Origin of the sequence: Streptomyces sp. NPDC048258 (genome assembly GCF_043201995.1) — a bacterium.
GTDB lineage: Bacteria > Actinomycetota > Actinomycetes > Streptomycetales > Streptomycetaceae > Streptomyces.
Window position 1 is genome coordinate 101875 of sequence record NZ_JBICZH010000019.1, and the last position, 22024, is coordinate 123898.

The window sequence follows — 22024 nt, forward strand, 5'->3', positions numbered from 1 at the left end:
GGACAACTCATGCACATTCTCTTCGTGGACTCGAACTCCGCCTCCCTGGAGGCGCTGCGCTGCGCCAAGGAGGCCGGCCACCGGGTCGGCTACGTGCAGTCGCACACCCCCTACTACCGGCTCGGCGAGCGCGAGCGCGAACTCATCGGACTGGCCGACTGGTTCAGGGACGGCGTGGCCACCACCGACGCCGCGGCGGTTGCGGACGTCATCGCCGAGTGCCATGCGGAGCACCCGGTCGACTTCGTCTCCACCCACTTCGACCTGACGGTCGAGGCGGTGGCACTGGCCTGCGAGAAGCTGGGGGTGCCGGGGCCCGCGTCCAGACCGGCGCTCACCGCGCGCCGCAAGGACCTGTGCCGCCGGGCGCTGCGCGACGCCGGGCTGCCCTCGGCCCGGTTCGGCACGGCGGACTCCACCGCCGAGGCCCTGGTCGCCGCCCGGGACGTCGGGTACCCGGTCGTGATCAAGCCCCCGTCCGGCGCCGACAGCGCGCTGTCGTTCGTCGCGCACGACGAGGAGGAGGCGCGGGCCGCCTGCGAGCAGGTGCTGCATCGGCTGGACTCCGTACCGGAGTTGTGGCGCGAGCAGTACTCGCGCGGCATCCTCGTCGAGGAGCTTCTGGTCGGTCCGCTGGTCTCGGTGGAGATCGGCGTGCGCGGGGAGGAGTTCTTCGCGTTCTGCGTCAGCGGGCGCACCCGCTCGGCCGACGACCAGGTCATCGAGCTCGGCGCGCACATCCCCGAGCGGCTGGCCGCGGTGGAGCGGGACGAGTGTGTCGCCTACGCGCGGGAGGTGTGCCGCGCCGTCGGTCTGGACCGGGGGATCTTCCATCTGGAGCTGATCCGCACGGAGCGCGGCCCGGTCCTGGTGGAGGCGAACGCCCGCATCATGGGCGGGGTGATGCCCGCGCTCTACCGGCACGCCACCGGGCGGAGCATCTACACGGCCTACCTGGACCTGCTGAGCGGCGCGCCGGTCACGGTCCCGGAGACGGCGGGGGTGGCGATGAGCCGGCGGCTGCTCACCCGCCGCGCGGGTGTGCTGCCCGACCGGCTCGACGTGGCGTGGCTCGGGGAGTACGGGGACGCACTCGTCCAGTACGACACCTTCGCGCAGTTCGGTGTGGGGCCGGGCAGTGAGGTCGCGGCGGGTGCGTCGATCGGCCGGGTGATGCTGCTGGGCCGGGACCATGCCGAGGTCTCGGCGACCATCAGGGAGATCACCGGGCGCTTCGAGCGCATGCTGGGGCTGCCGTTGATGCCGGGAGAGCACGACCCGGAGCGCACCGAATGAGGAAGTAGGAAGTACCGCGTCCGCTATTCAGGATGACGGTTTGTGAGATTACCCATAGGTCACTTGATCAAAAAGAACGTTGAATTCTGGCGGCCAGGCTGTTGAGGTGGTGCCCGACAGCTTCAAGGATCATGGAACGAGGGAGAGTTCAGCGTTGCACGGCACGTTCGGCAGTATCACGGCGCTTCCCCCTGTCTACAGCGAGGTCCTGGAGGACGAGCAGCCCATCCGCTCCTGGCTGCGCGCCGGCTCGGCCGACACGGTCTTCAGCATCGCCTCCGGCGGTGACAACGTCCTCAACCTGGCGCTCGACGGGCCGGCGAAGGTCTACGGCCTCGACATCAGCCCGGCCCAGACCGCGTACTGCCGCGCCAAGTCGGCCGTGCTCGGCGGACTTTCGTACGACGCGGCGATGACGCTCCTCGGCGTCCACGAAGCCCCCGCCGAGGGGCGCACAGCGCTGCTCGACGAGGTGCTGACGGCCGCTGGAACCACCATCGAGGATCCTGCGGCAAGGGAACTCGCGCTTCAGCATGGCCTGTTGCAGATCGGTGCGTTCGAGCAGCTGGTCGGCGTGGTCCGGGCCGAGATCCACAAGGCGGTGCCCGACCACGTGCTGCGCACCCTGATGACAGAGCCGGACCGGGCCGAGCGGGTCAAGCTGTGGAAGGGCGAGGACATCGCGGCCAAGCTGCTGCCGGTCTTCCAGCTCTTCTTCGCCGAGGACTCGCTGAAGGACGTCTTCACCCCGGCGAGCTTCCACGACATCTTCGACTGCTCGCCCTTCCCCGAGTTCCTGCTCTCCGTCATCGAGCAGCGTCTGGTCGAGGACGACCCGACCGGCAACTACTACATGCACCGCTGGTGCTTCGGCGGCTACCTGCCAGGCGGCGCCCTGCCGCCGTACCTCGAGGCGGACCGGAACGACCGGCTGAAGGAGGCCCTGCCGCGCATCGAGTGGGCGACCGGGCACCTGTTGGAGTTCCTCGGCGGTCTGGCCGACGGCGAGGTCAGCGGCTTCAACCTGAGCAACGTCCTCGACTGGTGCGAGAACGACTACGTCGAGCAGACCTTCGACCAACTCACCCGCACCGCCACCCCGGGCGCCCGCGTGTTCGTCCGGTCCTTCCTCAAGGAGCGCCCGTTCACCGCGCACGCGGCGAAGCTCGGCTGGGTCCGCGACACGGAGGCCGAGGCCGCGGCCAAGGGGGCCGACCGCGTCGGCTACTACCCGCATTACCAGCTCTGGGAGCTCAAGGCGTGAGCCTGCTCGAGCTGGCGCCCGCCATCACCGGCACCGCGCCCTTCGGCAGCTGCTACCAGCAGTGCGCCGCGAACCTCGCCTCCTGGAAGAGGCTCGGGCACGCGGCGGAGACCCTCTGCACCAGCTGGGGGTTCTCCTGGGGCGGCGGTCCGGTCCTGGACGGCAGCGAGCGCTGGAGCGCGGCGGCCGCCGCCGTCCACCACATGGACCTCGCCGACCGCACCTTCGACTCCTGGGACGCGGCCGAGCGCGCCGAGCGCGAGTCCCTGGCCGGTGAACACCCCGTGGCGGCCGCCGTGGACGCCTTTCACCTGCCGTCCTCGTACGAGGGCAAGGAGCACATCGCGCACTGCGTGCTGCTCCTGGCCCACGACGGGGACCGGGTGTGGATCAGCGACCCCATGAACCGGCCCGAGCCCACGGCGTACTCCGCCGAGGAGTGGCGACGCATGCGCTCCGCCGAGGTGGCCGGCTCCTTCCGCACCCTGCTGCTCACCTCAGGGCCCCGGCACAGGGCCACCGCCCTGGAGCTGGCCACGGCGGTGCGCGAGGACGCCCTCACCCACCGGAGCGCCGACCGCGCGGCCTTCGAGGGCTACCTCGCCGCCTGCGAGGCGGGGACGGCGGGCGTGCTCGACGTCAGCGGGGTGGCGGCCGAACGGCTCTACCTGGGCAAGCTGTTCAAGCATCTGGCGGCCGACGCGCGGACCGGCGAAGAGGCCGCCGTCGTCGCGGAGGGCTTCACGTCGCTCTCCCGTCGCTGGTACCTGCTGCACACCCTGTCCCGCGAGAGCGGCGGCGGCGCCACGGGCCATGCCCGGCTGTTGCGCATGCTGGCCGAACTCGGCGACAGAGAGACACGCCTGACGGTGGCGGTGGACGCGCTGGTGTCCGCCCTCACCGCACAGGCTGAGTGAAGAGGAACTGATGGACGACAACGCACGGCAGTACGACCGCGTCATCCGCGAGGCGCTCGTCGCCCACTCCGACCTGGGCGACGCCGCCCGGGAGGTGGAGCGCGACGCCGACCTGTACGCGATCGGCCTGACCTCGCTCCACTCGGTCCGCGTCCTGCTCGCCGTGGAGGACGCGCTCGACGTGGAGATCCCGGAACAGCACGTGGGACGGGCCCTGTTCAGCTCGATCGGCCACTTCAGCGGCGTACTCCTGGACATCACCGGCGCCACCTCGGGAGCCGAACGGTGACGGCAACCGACTGCGCGCTGTCGTTCGCCGAAGCACGCGAGGCCGCGCTGCGTGCCCGGGACGTCCTCGTCGAGCACGCGCCCGCCACGGACCGCGACGCCGCGTTCCCCGCCGAGCCGCTGGCCGCCCTGCGCGCGGAGCGGCTCCTGTCCGCCGCCGCTCCGCAGGAGTACGGCGGCCACGGCTTCACCCCGGCCGAACTCGCCGCGCTGGCCGCCGTCCTGGGCGGCGGATGCGGTTCCACCGCGATGGTCTGGGCGATGCACCAGCTGCAGCTCGCCTGCCTCGCGGGCGCGGCCGCCACGTCGCCGGAGCTCGCCGCGTACCTCCGGGAGGCGTGCGCCGAACAGCAGCTGGTGGCCTCCATCACCTCCGAGGCCGGTGTCGGCGGCAGTCTGCGCGAGAGCCGATGCGCGCTGGTGCCGGACGGTGAGGAGCTGCTCCTTGAGAAGCAGGCCACCACCGTCTCCTACGGTGCCTACGCCGACAGCTTCCTCGTCACGGCCCGCTCCCGCCCGGACGCCGCGCCCACCGACCAGGTGCTGGTGCTGGTCAGGTCGGGGCAGGCACGGCTCACCCGGACCGGTGAGTGGAACACCATGGGCATGCGCGGCACCTGCAGCCCCCCGCACTCCCTCACCGCCCGCGTCCCCGCCGCCCAGGTGCTGCCCGAGCCGTTCGGTGACATCGCGACCCGCTGCATGGTGCCGCTGTCGCATCTGCTGTGGGCCGGCGTGTGGACCGGCATCGCGGCCGACGCGGTGCGCCGCGCCGCGTCGTTCGCCCGTGCCCGCGCCCGTGCCCAGCTGAGGTCCGGCACCGTCGTGGACGACCCGCGCCTCGGGCAGGCGTACGCCTCGCTGCGTGTCCTGCAGGACTCCGTACGGCAGTTCGGCGCGGACTACACCCGGTTCACCGCCGAGCCGGACACCGACCCCACCCCGATCACCGTACGGGCCAACGCCCTGAAGACCTCGGTGTCCGTCGGCTGCCTGCGGGTGGTCGAGCAGACCCTGGAGATCTGCGGCATGGCCGGCTACAGCGAGTCCGGTCCGTACTCGGTCGCCCGCCATCTGCGGGACCTCCACTCGGCGCGGCTGATGATCGCCAACTCCCGTCTGGACCAGTCCAATTCCCAACTTCTCCTCCTCGGAGGGAGTGTGATCGACGCATGACCGCGTACGAGCGGACGCACGGCGGCTGGACCGCCCCCACCGGGCTGCCCGGGACCCTCGGCCTCTCCCCGCGCTTCGAGGAGGTGATCGCCGGACTGCAGCAGGCCCTGAACACCGCCGGCGCGGTGCCCTCGCCAGGCCCCGTCTGGTACCCGCCGGTCGTCGCGCAGGAGCTGGTGGAACGGGCGGAGTACGCCGAGTCCTTCCCGCACCTGCTGGGCACCGTGCACGCCCTCGCCGAGGGGTCCGCCCCGGCCGAAGGCCCCTCCTCCTCGGGCGTGGTGCTCGCGCCCGCTGCCTGCTACAGCGTCTATCCGTCGTTCGCCGACCGGGAGTTGACCGAGTCGGTGCACGCGGACGTGGCCGGCTACTGCTACCGGCACGAGGCGACCACCGAACTCGGGCGTTTCCGCTCCTTCCGGATGCGTGAGTTCGTCATGGTGGGCGACGCCGATGCCACGGTCGACTGGCGGGACGAGTGGATCGCCCGCTGCGAGGCGCTGTTCTCGCGGCTCGGAGTGAAGGTCGACGTGCAGTCGGCAACCGACCCGTTCTTCGGTCCCGGCGGGCGGTTCATGCGCGCCAGCCAGCTGGAGCAGTCCCTGAAGTACGAGTTCGTCGCCAGGCTTTCCGACGACGACCGGGGCACGGCCATCGCCTCGGCCAACTGCCACAAGGACCACCTCGGCGCCCGGTTCGGCATCACCTACGCGGGCCGGGGCACCGCGCACAGCGCGTGCACCGCCTTCGGCCTGGAGCGCGTCACCCTCGCCCTCATCCACGCCCACGGCGACGACCTCGCGAACTGGCCGTCCCTCACGGAGGCCGCCGAATGAACGCACACCACCTGGTGACCGGCGCGACCGGCTTCGTCGGCGGCGCCCTGGTCCTGGAACTGCTGCGCCGTACCGACGCCGACATCACATGTGTCGTTCGGGAACGGCCGGGCCGCCCCGCGCAGCAGCGGCTCGAGGCCGCGCTCACCGCGGCGGCCGAGGCCTACGGCGAGCAGCAACTGATCCCGCTGATCGCCACGCGTTGCCGGGCGCTGCCCGGCGATGTGACGGAGGAGCGCTGCGGCGTGGACACCACCGGGCTGCCGGACGTCGACGAGGTCTGGCACGCCGCGGCCTCCCTGGACTTCGAGGAGCGCCGCAAGGACGAGATCCTGCGCGACAACCTCGACGGCACGCGACACGTCATAGGCCTCGCCGAGGCACTGAACGCGCCCCGCTTCAACTACGTGAGCACCGCGTACGTCGTGGGCGAGCGGACCGGCTGGATACCGGCCCGGCCCGTGCCCGTGGACACCGTCAGCAACAACGCGTACGAACACAGCAAGATCCAGGCGGAGGCGGCGGTGCTCGCCGCCGGCTTCGACCGCACCCGGATCTTCCGGCCCAGCATCGTCATCGGACACAGCCGCACCCTGGCCGCGACCAGCTTCACCGGCATGTACGGCTTCGTGAACGGGCTGTCCGCCGCGCGCGCCGAAGTGCGCCGGCACCTCGGCGACATGCTGGTCTTCCGGCCGCTGCGGATCCGCGCCGCCGCCGAAGCGCGGATCAACTTCATCCCCGTGGACCGGGTGGTGGCGGCGGCGGTCGGCGTGAGTCTCGCCGACGGCGACTCGGACGTCTACCACCTGGCCAACTGCCGCCAGCCCACGGTCGGCGAGTCGCTGTCCGTGCTGTGCGAGCTGCTGGCCATCCGCAAGCCCGTGTACGTGACGGACGCGGAGGAGTTCACGCTGATCGACGAACGCGTCGACGAGCGCCTGGAGTTCTACCGCTCGTACATACACGGCTCGAAGGACTTCGACCTGGCGAGCGTCAACAAGCTCGTCGGCGACGACGTTCTCGACCACCCCCTGCCCCCGGAGCGGCTCGCGGACTTCATGGGCTGGTACCTGGACCGCCGCGGGCTGAGAGGAGACTGACCATGCACGTCAAGGGCATCGAGTCGTGGGACCTCGCCTACGACGGCAGGCAGGCGCTGCACCGCACCGAGGACGGCAGCGAGCTCTACTACGAGCTGCGAGGCACCGAGGGACCGGTCGTCACGCTGGTGTCGACGATCTACGTGGTGAGCACCGCCTGGCGGAACTTCACCGGGAACCTCGTCGGCGACCACCGGCTGCTCTCGTACGACCTGCGCAACCAGGGCGCGTCCGAGGGGCATCCGGCGGAGTTCGCGCAGCACACCGAGGACCTGAAGTCGCTCCTCGACGACCTCGGAATCGAGCGCACGTATCTCGTCGGCACCTCCATCTCCACACTGATCTGCCGGGACTTCGCCAACGCCTACCCCGAGCGGGTGGCAGGTCTGGTACTGGTCGGTCCGCCGTTCAGCCCGCGCGGCTCCTCGCGCCGCCGGCGTATCGCCAAGTCCTGGCTGGCGGCGCTGGACGCCGGCGGCCCGCGGGCGCTGTTCGACCTGATCTATCCCCTGGTGTTCGGCGACAAGGCGATCGCCGAGGGCGGATCGGGCGCGTATCTCGCGCTGCGCGAGCGGTTCCTCGCCATCAACTCGGCGGCCCAGCTGCGCGCCAACCTGCGCGAGGCGCTCGGCGCCGGCGACCAGGTGGAGCGGCTCACCGGCATCGAGGCGGCCACGCTGCTGCTCTCCGGTGACGACGACTTCTCCACGACCGAGTCGACGCTGGACGCCACGGCGGCGATCATGCCGAACGCGGCGGTGGAGATCATCCGGGAGTGCGGCCACCTGCCGTACTTCGAGCAGCCCGAGGCGTTCCAGGATGCCGTCGCGCGCTTCGTCGCCTCGGTGGAGGGCGGGACGTTCCCCGCGCCGTGGACCGCCCCCGCGACCGAAGGGAAGGACCGATGAGCACCCCGGTGACGGAAGACCGGCAGGCCCTCCTCGCACGCCTCGTTGCCCTGTTGGAGCGTGTGGCCGCCGATGTGCTGGAGGGGCCGGTCACCGAGACCGGCCCCGGTTCGCTGCGCCGGCTCGGTCTGACCTCCGTGAAGCTGCTTGAGTTCCTCGTCGCGATCGAGGACGAGTTCGGCCATGTCTGGGACGACGACGTGGAGGAGTCGGTCATCGGCTCCCTCGACGCGATGGCCGCCCACATCAGTGCCGCCGGTGCCACCCCTGCCACCCCCGCGACTCCGAATCGAGACCTGACGTGACCTCGACATCCTCCGACCGTACGCTCCCGAAGTTCCTCACGGACTACGCGCCGACCCGCTTCCGGCGGCGCCTCACGCCGTTCTCCCGGGTGCCCATCACCGGGCGGATCGGCGAGGTGTGGCACCTCGCCGCGCAGCGCAACCCGCGCAACCCGGTGATCGTCGACCGGGCCCCCGACGTGGACCCGGAGGGTCCGCAGGAGCGCAGCTACCGCCAGTGGGCGGCCCTCGTCGACGAGCTCGCCACCAAGCTGGTGGCGCTCGGCGTGCGGCCCTGGGACCGGGTGGCCGTCGTCAAGGAGAACCACCTGGACGTGGCGCTGCTGGCCTCCGCCGCCGCCCGGATCGGCGCCGTGCCCGCGCTGATCACCAACAACCACGCGCACGAGACGATCACCGTGATGCTGGGCCGCCTGGAGCGGCCGTATCTGATCACCGACGCGGCGACCGTCGAGCGGATGCGGCTCGACAAGGACACCCTCGCCGAACTGACCGTGGCCACGGCGTGCGTGGGCGAGGTGCCCCAGGACCGGCCGGACCTCCGCGTGTTCGCGGAGCTCGGCGGCGGCCCGGTGCCCGCGCCGGCGCTGCGCGCGCACCACGAGCCCATGGTGATCACCCACACCTCCGGCACCACCGGCATCCCCAAGCTGGTGCTGCACTCGGCCGAATCGCTGTACTCGCTGGCCCTGGTGGAGGCCGAGCGCTGGCCGTTCTTCCGGCTGCGCGAGGACGACACGGTCGCGTTCTGCGAGCCGTACTCCCACCAGCGCGTCATCACCGGACTGCTGCCGCTCGCGACCGTCGCGCCCAAGCTGGTCATGATGTCCGATCCGCTCTCGCCGCGAGTGCGCGAGCTGCTGGTCGAGCACCGGCCGACGCTGGTCGAGACGCTGCCCAACGCGTTCCTCGCCTGGGAGGCGCTGGCGCGCGACCCCGAGCGGCCCTTCCGGAACGTACGCGTGTACGTGAACTCCTTCGACGCCATCCACACCCGTACCGTGCGGACCTTCCTCGCGGCCACCGACCGCAAGCTGCCGGTCTGGGTGCAGTCGTGGAGCCAGACCGAGGCCGGTGCCGTGGCGATCCGCCCGTACCTGCGCGGCTCGGTGAAGCGGCTCGGCCACCGGCCGCCGCCCACCCAGGTGCTGGGCTGGCCGGTCCCGGGCTTCGGCAAGATCCGCGCCCTCGACCCGGACACCGGACGGCCGGTGCGCCGCGGGGAGATCGGCCTGATCCAGTTCTCCGCGCCGGGCCGCTGTCTCGCGTACGTCGGCGAGCAGGAGCGCCACGACAACAAGCGGGACGGCCAGTGGTGGAACCTCGGCGACCTGGCGCTGATCAACCGCTGGGGTGCGGTGCGGCTGATCGACCGGGAGATCGACCGGATACCCGGCGGCAGCGCGCTGGAGATCGAGGACGTGCTCCTCGACCGGCTGCCGGAGACCACCGAGGTGATCGTGCTGGCCGTGGCCGGCTCGAAGCCGCAGCCCGTGTACAGCACCCAGGGTGACGAGCCGGTCCCCGCCGAGGCGTGGGCACGGGCCACCGCGGATCTGCCGACGATGTCGGAGCCGATCCACATCCGCTGGGACGAGTTCCCGCGCACGGCGACGTGGAAGGTGCGCCGGGTGATGCTCCGGGAGCAGCTCTTCGAGGGCTCGTCGGCCATGGGCCTGGGCAATTGGACCTGACGGTCGCAGCGGACCGGGCCGTCTTCGGTGATCCCCTCACCGGAGACGGCCCGGTCGGCGTGCCCGGGCCGGATGTCATCGACGTCCCGGGCGCGGGAGTCCTCACGCTCGCCTTCGCCCGGCTCGACGAGCACGCCGAGCTGTTCGCCGGGGAGCGCGCGCTGCTCGACCTCGAGTGCCGCACCCCGGCCCGGCGCCGCGAATTCGCGGCGGGCCGGCTCGCCGCCCGCCGGGCCGTGGCGGCGCTGGGTGGCAGGCCCGGGCCCGTGCTGCGGGCGGGCTGCCGACCGCTGTTCGCGCCGGCCGTCGAGGGCTCGCTGAGCCACAGCGGCGGCTGGGCGGTGGCGGCGGTCGGCCCCGGTCGGCGGTTCGCCGGGGTGGGCGTCGATCTGGAGACGGGCGCGAGCCGCCCGGTGCTCGGGCCGCGCACGGCCCGGCTGTTCTGCTCCCCTGACGACGACGCCTCCGATCTGCTCGCCCTCTTCTCCGCCAAGGAGAGCGTGTACAAGGCATGGGGCGGGCAGGCCCCGGACGGCGGTGAGCTGAGGTTGCCCCGCATCGTCTGCACGGCGGCGCCGCACGGCTTCACGGCGCGTGTCGCCGATGAACCTCCCCTTCATGTACGGGTCCTGCGCGGCCTCGACGGCTCGGTGCTCACCGCCACGGCCCGTCCTGCCACGCGGGCGACGGGACCTGCTGCCCGTCGCGCGGCTCGGGTAGAGGATCCCCTCCCGCACGACTGACCGACCGAAGGACAGGATGAACGTCACTCTGCTGACCCGCGACGGCGAGCGACTGGACGCCACCCACCTGCGTGGTCCGGCCGGTTCGGACCTCTGCGTCGTCATGGCGCACAGCTTCGCGGGAAGCCACCGTCGGTCCGCCTTCCGCCGGCTGGCGGCGGAACTCAACCGCACAGCGTCGGTGGTGGCGTTCGACTTCCGGGGCCACGGCCGCTCGTCGGGCCTGTCCACGGGCGGCGAAGAGGAAGTCCACGACCTCGCGGCCGCGGTGGAGTTCGCCCGCGCGGAGGGCTACGCCAAGGTGGCGGCGGTGGGTTTCTCGATGGGCGCGGCCTGTGTGATCCGCCTGGCCGCGGCCCACCCGGACCTGCTGGAGGCCGCGGTATCGATCAGCGCACCGGCTCGCTGGCAGTACAGGGGAACCACGCGGATGCGCCTGGTCCAGAGACTGATTTCGACGACCCCCGGCCGCGCCGTCATGCGCCTGGCGACCGGCACCCGCCTCTCCTCCATCCCGTGGAACCCGGCGACGGAATCCCCGCTGGACGCGGTCCCAAGGGTCGCCCCCACCCCACTCCTCCTGATCCACGGCGACAGGGACCCGTACTACCCGCCCGAAACGGCCCACGCCCTCAAGGAGGCGGCGGGCGCTCCCACGTTCCTCTGGGTGGAAGCAGCACAGTCCCACGCGGAAGCAGGCACCGCCCCTGCCCTGATGCATCGCATAGCCAGGTGGCTCACGGAATCCGTCACCCCAGCCGGCTCGACGTGATCGTCGCGCAGGGAACGGGCGTCCGCGACGGAGCTCAGAGAGCGCACTGAGCGTGGATCGGCTACGGCTTGGTGGCTCCGGTCAGTGGGTGGCTGGGGGGCTTCCCATGGGGAAGCCGCTGGGCGGGACCGCTGGCCAGTCGCCGTCGCCGGACCCGGTGCGGCCGACCGGCTGGGGGCGTTCCTCGGGGCGCACCAGCCGCGGCGGGTCCCGCCTTTCTATCTCCAACCTGTGTTGTTCCTAGAATGGCCATGTGAAGGACATCGATGCGATCGCGGTGTTGCAGGATCCGGTGCGGCGCCGCCTGTATGAGTACGTGGCGGCACAGGGCCGTGAGGTCGGCCGCAACGAAGCCGCCGAGGCGGTCGGGGTGGCGCGCACGCTCGCTGCGCACCATCTGGACAGGCTGACCGAGGCCGGACTGCTGGAGAGCGGTAGCCGCCGCCTGACGGGCCGCTCGGGGCCGGGGGCGGGCCGTCCCGCCAAGGTGTACACGCGGGCGCGGGCCGAGCGGTCGGTGTCGCTGCCCGCCCGCGACTACCGCACCGCCGCCGAGCTGCTCGCCGAGGCCGCCGAGCAGGCCGGGCTCGACGCCGGGCTCTGCGCGGCGGCGCGCCGTCGGGGTGAGGCCCTGCGCGGCTCGGCGGCGCCCTGTGGCGGCCTCGAGGAGGCCATGGAGATGCTGGCCGCCCGCGGCTATGAACCGCACCTGGAGGGCGTCGAGGGTGTCGAGGGCGTCCAAGACGCCACCGAGGGTGTCCGGGACGCCGAAGGCGCCGAGGGGGCGACCGGGGAGGCCGGACGCGTCGTCCGTATGCGCAACTGCCCCTTTCATGCCGTCGCCGAACGCTTCCCGCCGCTCGTCTGCGGCATGAATCTCGCGCTGCTGGAGGGGCTGCTCGGTGCGGACGGTCCCGTCCGCGCTCGCATGGACGCCAGACCGGGGGAGTGTTGCTGCGTAGTGGTCGAGACTTCTAAAAACAATATTCATTGACATAGAAAAGGGGGCCGTGCTGGGATGAGGCCATGACCGCATCCGCGCATGCCGCCCACCTTGCCCAGCTCAACGTCGCCACGCTCAGCCACCCCTTCGACGACCCGCGCATCGCGCCGTTCGTCGAGATGCTCGATCCGGTCAACGCCGCCGCCGACGGCGCGCCCGGCTTCGTGTGGCGGCTCGTGGAGGAGGGGGCGGCCGACGCCACCGGCCTGCGCCCGGCGGGCGAGGCGGTCATCGTCAACCTGTCGGTGTGGGAGACCCAGGAGGCTCTGTGGGACTTCGCCTACCGCAGCGGGCACCTGGAGGTGATGCGGCGGCGCCGCGAATGGTTCGAACGGCACGTCGAGGCCCACCTGGTGCTCTGGTGGGTCCCCGCCGGTCACCTCCCGACCGTCGGCGAGGCCCTGGAGCGGCTGGCGGACCTGCGGGCGCACGGGCCGTCCCCCCGCGCGTTCACCTTTGCCTCCTCCTACACCGCCACCGAGGCCGCCCAGCACCTTCAGGCCGCGTCGCCCGCGCAGCCTGAGCAGGCCGCCCGGAGCGCGCGGCCGACGTTGGCCGGAGACTCGGCGGCGGTCTGAAGCCGGGACGCTCAGCCCAGCAGGGCGGCGGCACTGGTCTCCCTGATTGTCCTGATCAACGCGACCAACCGGCTCGGCGTCATCCCCGCCACCAGGACGGCGCCTGCGAACCCGGAGGCCTCGCCGGCGTCGCGAGCCGACCGCTCGCCGAACCACGGCCCGGCCCGGAACACGCCGATCCGGGCCGGGCCCACGCGTGCCCGCGCCCTGCCGGCCGCCCGGAAGCGCGTCGGCCAACTACGGGGTTCTGACCGGTCTTCCGTGACGACTACGGCGAAGAGGGATAGTCGACCCCGACGGGCATCCCAGAGTCGATGCTGCCCAGACAGCACGTTCTGGCGCCGTGCGCCGCGCGTTCTTTGTCAAGTCTGGTGGACCGTTGCGGTGAGGCGTTGCAGTGCGGCGTGGGCGGGTGGGCCCCAGGTGGGCTTGCCCCCGGGGCGGCCGTGGACGCCGGCGTCTCCGATGTGGATGCCGGCGAGGGCGCGCAGCACCGCCCAGCCGCGGGCGCGGCGTAGGGTCGCGGCGTCCGGGCTTGGCCGGTAGGCCTCGTGGAAGTGGTCGATGGCGCCGTCCGGCAGCAGGATCCAGGCGGCGGCGAGGTCGCAGGCTGGGTCGCCGGCGAAGAGGTCGCCGAAGTCGATCACGCCGGAGAAGGTGCCATTCGTGGTCAGGATGTTGGCCGGATGCAAGTCGCCGTGCAGCCAGAGTCCTGGGCCTGCCCAATCCGGCGCGGCGGCGGCGTCTTCCCAGACCGCGCGGACGGCGTCCGGGTCGCGAATCAGCCCCAGTTCGGTGGCCGAGGCGAGCCCTTGGGTGAAGTGTTCGGCGGTGTCGGCCAGCGGGCCACCGCGGTCTCGGCCCGCGGGCGCCCCGTCGGGGGCGGGGCGGTGGAGGGCGGTCAGGAAGTCGGCCAGGGTGACGGCCGCCTCCGCGGCGCGCGTAGCGGGGGCGCGGTCGGCGGGCTCGCCCGGGACCCAGGTGGTGACGAGCCAGGGCCGCGGAAACCGTTCGGAGGGCTCACCAAGACGCTGGGGGACGGGGATCCGCAGAGGAAGGTGCGGGGCGAGGAGGGGCAGCCAGGCGTGTTCCTTGCGCAGCAGCGCGTCCGCGGACTGCGTCGCCCAGGGCAACCGGACGGCGAGGTCCTCGCCGAGCCGCCACACTTGATTGTCCCAGCCGAGCGCTCCGAGCCTCAGGGGGCGATCCGCCAGGTCGGGGTGCTGCTCGCGCAGCAGATCTCGGATCAAGTCCTCGGTGATGTCCATCTCGGTGACTGTCATGTGGAGCAACGGTAGTTGGGTAGCGGCCTGCATGGATTTCGGGCGGACCTATGTCCAGATCAGGCGTCGAACGCAGCGCCAGACGGGTGGCGCCACAGCGTCCTCACCATGGAAGGCGGAATGCTCTGCGGGCGCCTGGACGTGCCGATCCACACCGACCCACAAGACGCGCGAGCGGCTGCGGCGACAATGGTGACGGGACTCGCCCGCGACTTCCACGGCACCGACGTCGAGGTGAACTGGGATCCACCCCGGGAGCCCGGGTCGTGGACCGCCCGAGTAACCATCGCCGTCGGAAACGAACCCGCCTCGCCGGACGCCGGAGGTTGAACGGCAAGTTCAGCGCCTGTTTCTGAAGCCCTGGCAGATTAGGCTCGGCGGATGGCCTTGGAATGGGAGCAGGTAGTTGTTGACTCGGTAGATCCGGTGGCTTTGGGGCAGTGGTGGGCTGTGGCTCTTGGTTGGGTTGTGGTCAACTCCTCTGCTGAGGAGTTCGAGATCCGCCCGGAGCCGGATCGCCTGCCGGGGTTGCTCTTCGGCCGGGATGAGGGAAGCAAGACGGTGAAGAACCGACTGCATCTCGACTTGAGGCCTGATGATCAGGACGCCGAGGTGACTCGTCTTGTGGCTCATGGTGCACGACGTGTTGATATTGGCCAGGGTGATCAACCTTGGGTTGTTTTGGCGGACCCCGAAGGTAACGAGTTCTGTGTCCTTGGCCAGCGACGTCAATGAGCGGAGTCTCCGTCTGAGCCTGGTGAGGGGCCCCGACGAGCGCCCGTGGAACCGTTCGCGGTGTCGTTCAGGATGCGGTCCACGCCGCGCGGATGCGGCCCCGTTCGTCGGTGGCAGGCGTCATGCCGCGGGCTCATGGACGGTGAAGTGAGTCGGCACTGACCCGCTGTGCGCAGATGGCCGTACTGAATCGGGAGAGCGACGAGCACGCCTCGGCGCCGGGCGATGTGTCAGGCAAGGGTGCGGCGGAACCGGGCTGTGCCGATCAGCCCGCCGGGGTCGGCGGGGACCACGTCGTGGGCCCGGCCGAGGCGTTCGGCGAGTGCACTGGCCCAGGCGGCGAAGTCCACGTCCCGGCGGTCCTGAACTCGTGGCCGTGGACCAGGTGCTGTCCGCTCTCGGGCTCGGGGCAGCAGCCGGGACGAAGCGCCGGCACTACTGGCGGGAGGGGGTTATTCCGACCATGCACTGTTCCCCTCCGACCAGTAGTCCTCACCTCGGGACCCAGAAGTTTGTCAGGAGACCGTCGCCGGGGTGTCCCGCAGGGTGACGTTCGCGTGGCTCTCCTGGAAGCTCTGGTCCGAAACGAGGGTCAGCCGGGCCGTGGACCGGAACTCCGGCAGGGTGGTGGAGCCGCAGGAGACCATCGTGGTCTTGAGCTTGGCCATGGTCAGGGCGAGCCCTTCGTTGAGGTCGCCCGCGTAGGGGACGTAGCCGTCCACGCCTTCCTCGAAGACCAGCCCCTGGCCTCCCTGGCCGTAGCGCTGCCAGTTGCGGGCCCGGTTCGAGCCCTCACCCCAGTACTCCTTCACGAAGCCGTCACGGGTGGGCAGCTTCGCGCCGGCCGCCTGGTCGAAACGTGCGAAGTAGCGCCCCATCATGACGAAATCGGCCCCCATCGCCAGCGCCAGGGCCACGTGGTAGTCGTGCACCAGCCCGCCATCGGAGCAGATCGGCACGTACTCCCCGGTGCGTTCGAGGAAGGCGTCCCGGGCTGCCGCCACGTCCAGCACGGCGCTGGCCTGGCCGCGGCCGATGCCCTTCTGGTCCCGAGTGATGCAGATGGAGCCGCCACCCACCCCGACCTTGACGAAGTCCGCTCCCGCCTCGGCGAGAAAGGTGAACGCCTCGCCGTCGACCACGTTGCCGCCGCCGACCGGGATCTCCGGATAGTGCTTCTTCACCCAGGACAGAGCCTGCGCCTGCCAGTCGCTGTAGCCGTCGGACGAGTCGAAGCACAACGCGTCCGCGCCTGCCTCCAGCAGGGCCGGGACGCGCTCCTGATAGTCGTGGGTGTTGATACCTGCGCCCACACGCAGACGCTTGGCAGCGTCCACGACCTGATTCGGGAAGCGCTTGTTGTCCGCGTAGTCGGAACGGAACACCAGATGCTGCAGGTGACCCTCGGTATCCAGCACCGGGAGGCAGTCCAGCCGTTCGTCCCACAGCCGCGCGTTGGCCTCGGAAAGGGTGATGTCGGGCCCGGCATGGGCCAGGTCGGCGATAGCGGTCATCCGGCTACTGACCGGTCCGTCCAGACCATGACGTTGGGGATGGAAGTCCCGCGAGGTCACCAGGCCGAGCAGGCGGCCGGTGGCGGTCCCGTCGTGGGTGACCGCAGCGGTGCTGTGACTGGTGCGGCGCATGACATCGACCAGGAGGCTCAGGCTGTCGTCGGGGCGGACGTTGGTATCGCTGGTGACGAACCCGGCCTTGAAGTTCTTCACCTGGCGGACCGCCGCAGCCTGGTCCTGGATCGGCTGATTGTGGTGCAGGAAGCTGAAACCACCGTTTCGCGCGAGCGCGATCGCGAGATCGGGTGTGCTGACCGCCTGCATGATCGCGGACGTGAACGGGGACTGCAGCTCGATCGCCGACGCCTCGCCCACGATGTGCCGCACCAGGGGCGTGCGCAAGTCGACTGTCGCAGCCGAGCAGTCGGTCCGAGTCCGGTTCGGCAAGAGCAGAAACTCGTTGAACGTCCGTGAGACTTCGGCGATGATCCGTGCCACTCGTTCCTCCTGACCCTTCGGCCGGGGCCCGACTGCCCGCCGTGAGGACCGCCCCCGTATCCCAGGGCCCGGGCAGGCAGAGATCAGCACGGCAGCCGTGGAGTTGCCACCAACTGCGGCAGAGCCCTGACCGGCCCGCGGGTCGAACGGGGTGCGGTCGTGATCTGGCACCTTATCGATCAACTCAGCCGACGCACGAATCGTGGCCGTCACCGGCAACCGCCAACCCCGGGTGGTTGCTTCAGGCCCTCGGCCCGGGCCGCGCGGTACTCGGCCCAGTCGCGTCCGGCGTAGGCGACCCGGCGGAGCGCCGTGTGGCGGTGCATCCCGGTCACGTCGGCGAGGATGTCCAGAGCCGTCGCGCCTCCGTGACAGCTACGCCCGACGGACGCCCCGCATCCTCCGAACGGCTGTGCGTGGCATCCGTATGCTCCAGGCATGAAATTCTTCCGGCCGCGGAGCCGACATGACACCGGGAGGACTACGAGTTCCCCCTTGGCCCAAGCCACGGCCCTGTACCGGGCCGGACGCTATGCCGAGGCGGAGGCCGAGGCCCGCGCCGTTGCCGCGGCGCGGTCCCGGTCGCGCGACGATCCGTACGCACCGCTGGCCCTGAACATCGTCGCGCTCGCGACGGGCGCCCAGGGCCGCCACGCCGAGGCCCTCGCCGCGTGCGACGCGGCGCTGCCGGTCCTCGGCAGGATCTTCGGCGCCGAACACCCGCAGACCCTGAAACTGCGCTCGGACCGAGCCCAGGTGCTGACCGCGCTCGCCCGGCACACTGAAGCCGAGGCGGAGTGCGCGGCCGTCGTGCGGGCCGCGACCCGCGGTACGGAGCCGGAGATGGCGCTCGTAGCGGCGGCCGCCGGCAATGGACTGATCTTCGCGCTCAACGCGCAGGGACGTCACCCGGAGGCCGAGGCGCTCGCCTGCAAGGCCCTCGCCGCCCGTCACGTACCGGACCGGCTCACCCTGGTCCTGCGGCTCGGCCTGGCCCGCAGCCTCAACGGCCAGGCCCGCCACGAGGCGGCTCTCGCCGAGGCGGAGGGTGCCGACGAGCTGCGCCGCAGCCTGCCCGAGGAGGAGTGCCGCTCGGAGACCGGTGCCGTCGAACTGGCCGTGGCCAATGCCCTCCTGGGGCTGGGCCGCGGTAGCGAGGCCCGCCCCCGGGCCGCGGCCGCCCGCGACGCCTGCCTTGCAGCCTTCGGCCCGGACCATCGCCGCACCGCCGAGGCTCGGGCGCTGCTCGACAGCATCGACGCTGCTTGACCGAGCGCGCGCGCTGCCATCCACCTGGCCGCACGCCGCAGGCTGTGGTTCAGGTGGCTGTGCGCCGGGGCGCCCGGGCATGGGACCCGTCCGCCCCGGCGCGTTGGTCAGGGGGTGAGCGGGGCCGGCGCGGGCGTGCCGTAGAAGGTGATGGGTGACCAGCCGTGGGCCTCGGCGAGCTTGGTCAGGGCGTTGGCTATGTCGATGGGCGGTACGTCGTACGAGGCCGGGGCGTCCACGGTCGATACGCTGAAGGTGATCACCAGTTCTCCGCCGACGCCGGGGACGGCGGCTCTTCCTTTGAACTGGGTCCCCGAGGGGAAGGCGGTCGCGGCCTGGGTTCCCCGCGTCGCGTCGGTTCCGGTGGCCCCGGCGTTCTCGGTCTTGGCGTCCATGGCGTCCGTCGCCGCGGCCGAGCCGGCGGAGGCGAGTACCGCTCCCGCTGCGGCTGTTCCGGAGTACCCCAGCAGTGAGCGCCGTGAAATTCCTGACATGGTTCCCCTCCGTGGTGATGGCGTTTTGCAGAGCCGGCAAGCGATCGTAGGGACCAACAGGCTCCGGCACGGCTGAATACGATCTTCCGCAAAGCCTGTTTCGCCGCCGCCTCCGAGCACGCGGCGACGGCCCGCCCCGGGGTGCCGGGCGGGCCGTCGAGGTACGGGGCCGGTCAGTTGTCCTGCGAGGCGTCCGCCTCCGCCTGCGAGGCCGCGCTGTCGGCGGCGTCCAGCTTCGCCCGCATGTCCTCGGCCTGGCCGTCGGCGCCCGCCGACTGCTCCGCCTTGGGTTGGGCGTCCGCGCCACCCCCGCAGCCGGTCAGAAGCAGGACCGCTCCCGCGGCCAGGGCGGTGAGCGCGGTGGCGCCGCGGCGGGTGGGGCTCACTTGGACCCCTGCGCGGTGCACCAGGTGGAGACGGCCTTCAGGTCCGCCTGGCGCTTCTGCAGGGTGGGCACCAGGCTCTTGCGGAAGGTCAGGCGGTCGTTGAGGTACGTGTGGATCTCGGTGTGGCCGGCGCTCTTGGCTTCGGCGACGCGCTGCTCGATCCGGGCGATCGAGCCCGAGACGGTGGCGTCGCCGTTCAGCCGGGCGAGGGCGGCGCTGATCCGGGTCTCGGTCTTCGGCAGGCGCTTGCAGACCGCCTTCGCGCCGTCGCCCTTCGGCGCGGACTTCGCCGGTCCGGCGGGGCTCGGCGAGGCACTGTCGGCCTGCGCGGGGCCGGCGGACAGCAGTGCGCCGGCCAGGGCGACGGCGCCGATCGCAGCGGCGGTCCTACGGTTCGCGAGCATGGTGGTATCCCTTCGTGCGACGGGCCGGTGCGTGGGCGTGCCGGCCGAGCAGGACGCTAGGGAGCGTTTTTGTGGATTCCTTGTGACCGCCCGACCTGCCGCCCCCCGCCCCCCGCCCCCCGCCGCTCGACCGCGGATCCGCACCCCGGGCCGGCGCCAGCTCAGTTGCCCCGGGAGATCCAGTCGCGTCGTGCCGGCAGCCGCAGCGTCGGCTCGTCCGTCGAGGCCAGCGGCAGGCGCACCTCGAAGCGCGCCCCCGTCCCGCCCGGGGCGTCGCCGAGGGTGACCGTGCCCCGGTGCAGTGCGACCTGCTGAGCCACCAGCGTGAGCCCGAGGCCGGAGCCCGGGCTGCCGGCCCGGTGGTGGAACCGCCGGAAGACGGCCTCGCGTTCGGCGGGCGGCACGCCGGGCCCCTCGTCGGCCACGGTGAGCACGGCGAAAGCGCCCTGGGCGCGCAGCCGGACCGCGATCCGAGGCGGCTCGTCCGGCCGGTGGCCGTGCACCACCGCGTTGCGCAGCAGATTGGCGAGCATGATCTTCAGCCCGGAGTCCCAGCCGACGACCCTCAGTTCCGCCGGCAGCTCCACGTCCAGCTCCGCCTCGCCGTTCCGGCGCGCGGCCTCCCCGGCGGCCGCGTCCACCAGCTCGCACAGGTCGAGCGGCACGAACGCGGACGCCTCCACCAGGTCGCCGAGCGCGAGCATCCGCAGCGCCGTCAGCAGCTCGAGCAGCCGGGCGTGGTCGCTGCGCAGGTCCCGCACCACCTCGGCCCGTTCACCGGGGGAGAGGTCGGGGTGGGCGGCGAGTACGTCCAGGTCGGTCTGCATGCTCATCAGCGGTGTACGCAGTTCGTGTGAGGCGGCGGAGGAGAAGGAGCGGGCGGTGTTCAGCGCCTGCGCGGTCCGGGCCGCCTGCTCGTCGTAGCGGGCGAGGAGCTGGCCGATCGCCGCGGACAGTTCGTCCACCTCGGCGATGTTCGCCGGCGTGCCGACGAAGGCCGCGGCTCCGGCCGCCGGGTCGAGTTCGGCGGCCCGGCGGCTCAGCCGCCGTACGGAGGCGGTGGCGCGCCCCGCCAGCCCGTACGCGAGGAGCCCGGAGACCGGGGCGGCCAGCAGGGCCACCAGCAGCACCCGGCGCTGCACGGCGGCGAGCTGCGGGTCGGTGGCCGAGGCCGGGGTGTGGATCCACAGGCTTCCGGGCGCGGGGCCGGTCACGGGCACGCTCAGCACCCGCCAGGCGTGGCCCTTGGCGCGGACCGTGACCGGGCCGTCCGGGGTCTGTTCGGGCAGCCGCACCGCCTCGGCGGGCTGCGGTCCGCCCTCCAGGACGGTCGCCCCGTCCGCGCTCCGCACGCGGATCCCGGCGTCGAGGACGTCGCCGAGCACCTTGCGCTGCTGGTTCTGCTCCGCCTTCGGCCGGCCGTTGCGGTCGGCGGCGAGCAGGGCCCGTACGTCGGGCAGGACGGCCAAGGCCCGGTCCTGGAGCCATACGTCCTGCTGCTGGCGCAGGTCGCGGCCGACGAGCCCGAGCACCAGCAGGCCCGCGGCCAGCACCAGCAGGGGCATGACCACGGTGACCGAGAGAGCGATCCGGGTGGCGAGTTTCACGATCCGCTCCTCCCGTCGGGCACGCGCAGCACGAAGCCGACCCCGCGCACCGTGTGGATCAGTCGGGGGCGTCCGCCCTCCTCCAGCTTGCGGCGCAGGTAGCTGACGAAGGTGTCGACGGCGTCGGTGCGCACCTCGAAGTCGTAGCCCCACACGCGGTCCAGCAGCTGGTCCCGGGTCAAGACGATGCCCGCGTTGCGCACCAGGGTGGCCAGCAGCTCGAACTCCCGCCGGGTGAGGTGGACCTCGGCCCCGCCGTGGCGCACCTGGCGTGTCGCCTGGTCCACCTCCAGCGGTCCGGCGCGCAGCACGCCCTGCGCGCTGCGCGCCGGGCTGCGCCGCAGCAGGGCGTGCAGCCGCAGCACCAGCTCCTCCAGTGCGAAGGGTTTGACGAGGTAGTCGTCGGCGCCGGCCTGGAGTCCGGCGACCCGGTCGGCCAGTTCGTCCAGGGCCGACAGCATCAGGACGGGGGTCTCGTCCCCGCGCTCCCGCAGGCTCCGGCACACCTCCGTACCGGTCACTCCCGGCATGGACACGTCCAGGACGAGGACGTCGGGGGTTCGTGCGGCGAGCGCGGCGAGGGCGCCGGGCCCGTCCTCGGCGAGGACCACGGTGAAACCGCTCAGCCGCAGCCCGCGTTCCAGCGAGCGCCGGATGGCGGCGTCGTCGTCCGCCACCAGCACCACTGCCGTGGTCGTGGTCGTGCTGCCTCCCACACTGCCCTCCTCGCGGCCCCGGTCCCGGCCGGCCGCCCCGAACCGGGCCCGACCCTCTCACAACGGCCGGACCGGGCGGATGCCGGACCCGTCGCCGCAGTTCTCACCCCCGCCGCCGCGCTGACCGGCGCCCTTGCTCAGCTCCACTCCTGACCTCGAGCGACCCGCGGCGGCCCCACGGGAAGGAGTGATGCAGGTCACATCAACATTCCGGAATTGGAGATTCCGTCTTGCG

23 protein-coding genes are annotated in these 22024 nt (G+C 71.9%); 16 read left to right on the plus strand and 7 right to left on the minus strand.

Translation table 11 applies throughout. The features are described from left to right. The first annotated feature begins 9 nt into the window (after positions 1–9). The 14 genes from ACGFYQ_RS32830 (at position 10) to ACGFYQ_RS32895 (ending at position 12883) form a co-directional block, all read left to right on the plus strand. Positions 10–1296 carry an ATP-grasp domain-containing protein gene (locus ACGFYQ_RS32830; RefSeq protein ID WP_393749827.1) on the plus strand — a complete coding sequence of 429 codons (1287 nt, stop codon included), beginning with the start codon at positions 10–12 and terminating at the stop codon, positions 1294–1296. 154 nt (positions 1297–1450) lie between these two features. Continuing rightward, a complete protein-coding gene (locus tag ACGFYQ_RS32835; protein ID WP_393749828.1) occupies positions 1451–2560 on the plus strand; it encodes a DUF3419 family protein in 1110 nt (369 codons plus the stop codon). Further along, complete coding sequence (locus tag ACGFYQ_RS32840; protein WP_393749829.1) at positions 2557–3477, plus strand: hypothetical protein; 921 nt, start codon at positions 2557–2559, stop codon at positions 3475–3477. Before ACGFYQ_RS32835 ends, ACGFYQ_RS32840 begins: the two co-directional genes overlap by 4 nt. 10 nt (positions 3478–3487) lie before the next feature. After that, the gene (locus tag ACGFYQ_RS32845) at positions 3488–3766 is read left to right on the plus strand and encodes a phosphopantetheine-binding protein (protein WP_393749830.1); all 279 of its coding nucleotides are present in this window, start codon (positions 3488–3490) and stop codon (positions 3764–3766) included. After that, positions 3763–4941 (plus strand): acyl-CoA dehydrogenase family protein, encoded by a 1179-nt coding sequence (locus tag ACGFYQ_RS32850; protein ID WP_393749831.1) that lies wholly within the window; start codon positions 3763–3765, stop codon positions 4939–4941. Before ACGFYQ_RS32845 ends, ACGFYQ_RS32850 begins: the two co-directional genes overlap by 4 nt. Beyond that, entirely contained in the window at positions 4938–5777 is an 840-nt protein-coding gene (locus ACGFYQ_RS32855; protein WP_393749832.1) for an aminoacyl--tRNA ligase-related protein, read from the plus strand. The genes ACGFYQ_RS32850 and ACGFYQ_RS32855 overlap by 4 nt, the downstream gene beginning before the upstream one ends. Continuing rightward, complete coding sequence (locus ACGFYQ_RS32860; protein WP_393749833.1) at positions 5774–6880, plus strand: SDR family oxidoreductase; 1107 nt, start codon at positions 5774–5776, stop codon at positions 6878–6880. The genes ACGFYQ_RS32855 and ACGFYQ_RS32860 overlap by 4 nt, the downstream gene beginning before the upstream one ends. Before the next feature lie 2 nt (positions 6881–6882). Further along, on the plus strand, positions 6883–7788 hold the full coding sequence (locus ACGFYQ_RS32865) for an alpha/beta fold hydrolase (protein WP_393749834.1): 906 nt from the start codon (positions 6883–6885) through the stop codon (positions 7786–7788). Beyond that, entirely contained in the window at positions 7785–8093 is a 309-nt protein-coding gene (locus ACGFYQ_RS32870; protein WP_393749835.1) for a phosphopantetheine-binding protein, read from the plus strand. Before ACGFYQ_RS32865 ends, ACGFYQ_RS32870 begins: the two co-directional genes overlap by 4 nt. Further along, complete coding sequence (locus tag ACGFYQ_RS32875) at positions 8090–9787, plus strand: class I adenylate-forming enzyme family protein (protein ID WP_393749836.1); 1698 nt, start codon at positions 8090–8092, stop codon at positions 9785–9787. The genes ACGFYQ_RS32870 and ACGFYQ_RS32875 overlap by 4 nt, the downstream gene beginning before the upstream one ends. Next, positions 9778–10530 carry a 4'-phosphopantetheinyl transferase superfamily protein gene (locus ACGFYQ_RS32880; protein ID WP_393749837.1) on the plus strand — a complete coding sequence of 251 codons (753 nt, stop codon included), beginning with the start codon at positions 9778–9780 and terminating at the stop codon, positions 10528–10530. Before ACGFYQ_RS32875 ends, ACGFYQ_RS32880 begins: the two co-directional genes overlap by 10 nt. Before the next feature lie 16 nt (positions 10531–10546). After that, entirely contained in the window at positions 10547–11302 is a 756-nt protein-coding gene (locus tag ACGFYQ_RS32885; RefSeq protein ID WP_393749838.1) for an alpha/beta hydrolase family protein, read from the plus strand. Positions 11303–11555: 253 nt separating this feature from the next. Further along, positions 11556–12296 carry a helix-turn-helix transcriptional regulator gene (locus ACGFYQ_RS32890; protein WP_393749839.1) on the plus strand — a complete coding sequence of 247 codons (741 nt, stop codon included), beginning with the start codon at positions 11556–11558 and terminating at the stop codon, positions 12294–12296. Between the two features lie 32 nt (positions 12297–12328). Further along, positions 12329–12883 (plus strand): DUF3291 domain-containing protein, encoded by a 555-nt coding sequence (locus ACGFYQ_RS32895; RefSeq protein WP_393749840.1) that lies wholly within the window; start codon positions 12329–12331, stop codon positions 12881–12883. A 362-nt stretch (positions 12884–13245) separates the two neighbouring features. On the opposite strand, the gene ACGFYQ_RS32900 is transcribed toward ACGFYQ_RS32895, so the two are convergent. Next, positions 13246–14166: an aminoglycoside phosphotransferase family protein gene (locus ACGFYQ_RS32900; protein WP_393749841.1), complete on the minus strand. Its 921-nt coding sequence runs from the start codon at positions 14164–14166 to the stop codon at positions 13246–13248. A 381-nt stretch (positions 14167–14547) separates the two neighbouring features. On the opposite strand from ACGFYQ_RS32900, the gene ACGFYQ_RS32905 reads away from it, so the two are divergent. Further along, positions 14548–14901, plus strand: a complete 354-nt coding sequence (locus ACGFYQ_RS32905) for a VOC family protein (protein ID WP_393749842.1) — start codon at positions 14548–14550, stop codon at positions 14899–14901. A 515-nt stretch (positions 14902–15416) separates the two neighbouring features. Here ACGFYQ_RS32905 and ACGFYQ_RS32910 read toward each other — a convergent pair. Continuing rightward, positions 15417–16913, minus strand: coding sequence for an IMP dehydrogenase (locus ACGFYQ_RS32910; protein ID WP_393749869.1), 1497 nt, complete (start codon positions 16911–16913; stop codon positions 15417–15419). Positions 16914–17408: 495 nt separating this feature from the next. On the opposite strand from ACGFYQ_RS32910, the gene ACGFYQ_RS32915 reads away from it, so the two are divergent. Next, on the plus strand, positions 17409–18182 hold the full coding sequence (locus tag ACGFYQ_RS32915; protein WP_393749843.1) for a tetratricopeptide repeat protein: 774 nt from the start codon (positions 17409–17411) through the stop codon (positions 18180–18182). Positions 18183–18289: 107 nt separating this feature from the next. Here the strand turns inward: ACGFYQ_RS32915 and ACGFYQ_RS32920 are convergent, their stop codons facing one another. From ACGFYQ_RS32920 to ACGFYQ_RS32940, 5 genes are all read right to left on the minus strand, one after another. Then, positions 18290–18676 carry a hypothetical protein gene (locus ACGFYQ_RS32920; protein WP_393749844.1) on the minus strand — a complete coding sequence of 129 codons (387 nt, stop codon included), beginning with the start codon at positions 18674–18676 and terminating at the stop codon, positions 18290–18292. Positions 18677–18849: 173 nt separating this feature from the next. Next, the gene (locus ACGFYQ_RS32925) at positions 18850–19062 is read right to left on the minus strand and encodes a hypothetical protein (RefSeq protein WP_393749845.1); all 213 of its coding nucleotides are present in this window, start codon (positions 19060–19062) and stop codon (positions 18850–18852) included. After that, positions 19059–19466 carry a hypothetical protein gene (locus ACGFYQ_RS32930; RefSeq protein WP_393749846.1) on the minus strand — a complete coding sequence of 136 codons (408 nt, stop codon included), beginning with the start codon at positions 19464–19466 and terminating at the stop codon, positions 19059–19061. Before ACGFYQ_RS32930 ends, ACGFYQ_RS32925 begins: the two co-directional genes overlap by 4 nt. 161 nt (positions 19467–19627) lie before the next feature. After that, positions 19628–21073, minus strand: coding sequence for a sensor histidine kinase (locus ACGFYQ_RS32935; protein ID WP_393749847.1), 1446 nt, complete (start codon positions 21071–21073; stop codon positions 19628–19630). Further along, positions 21070–21789 (minus strand): response regulator transcription factor, encoded by a 720-nt coding sequence (locus tag ACGFYQ_RS32940; RefSeq protein ID WP_393749848.1) that lies wholly within the window; start codon positions 21787–21789, stop codon positions 21070–21072. Before ACGFYQ_RS32940 ends, ACGFYQ_RS32935 begins: the two co-directional genes overlap by 4 nt. Between the last annotated feature and the right edge of the window lie 235 nt (positions 21790–22024).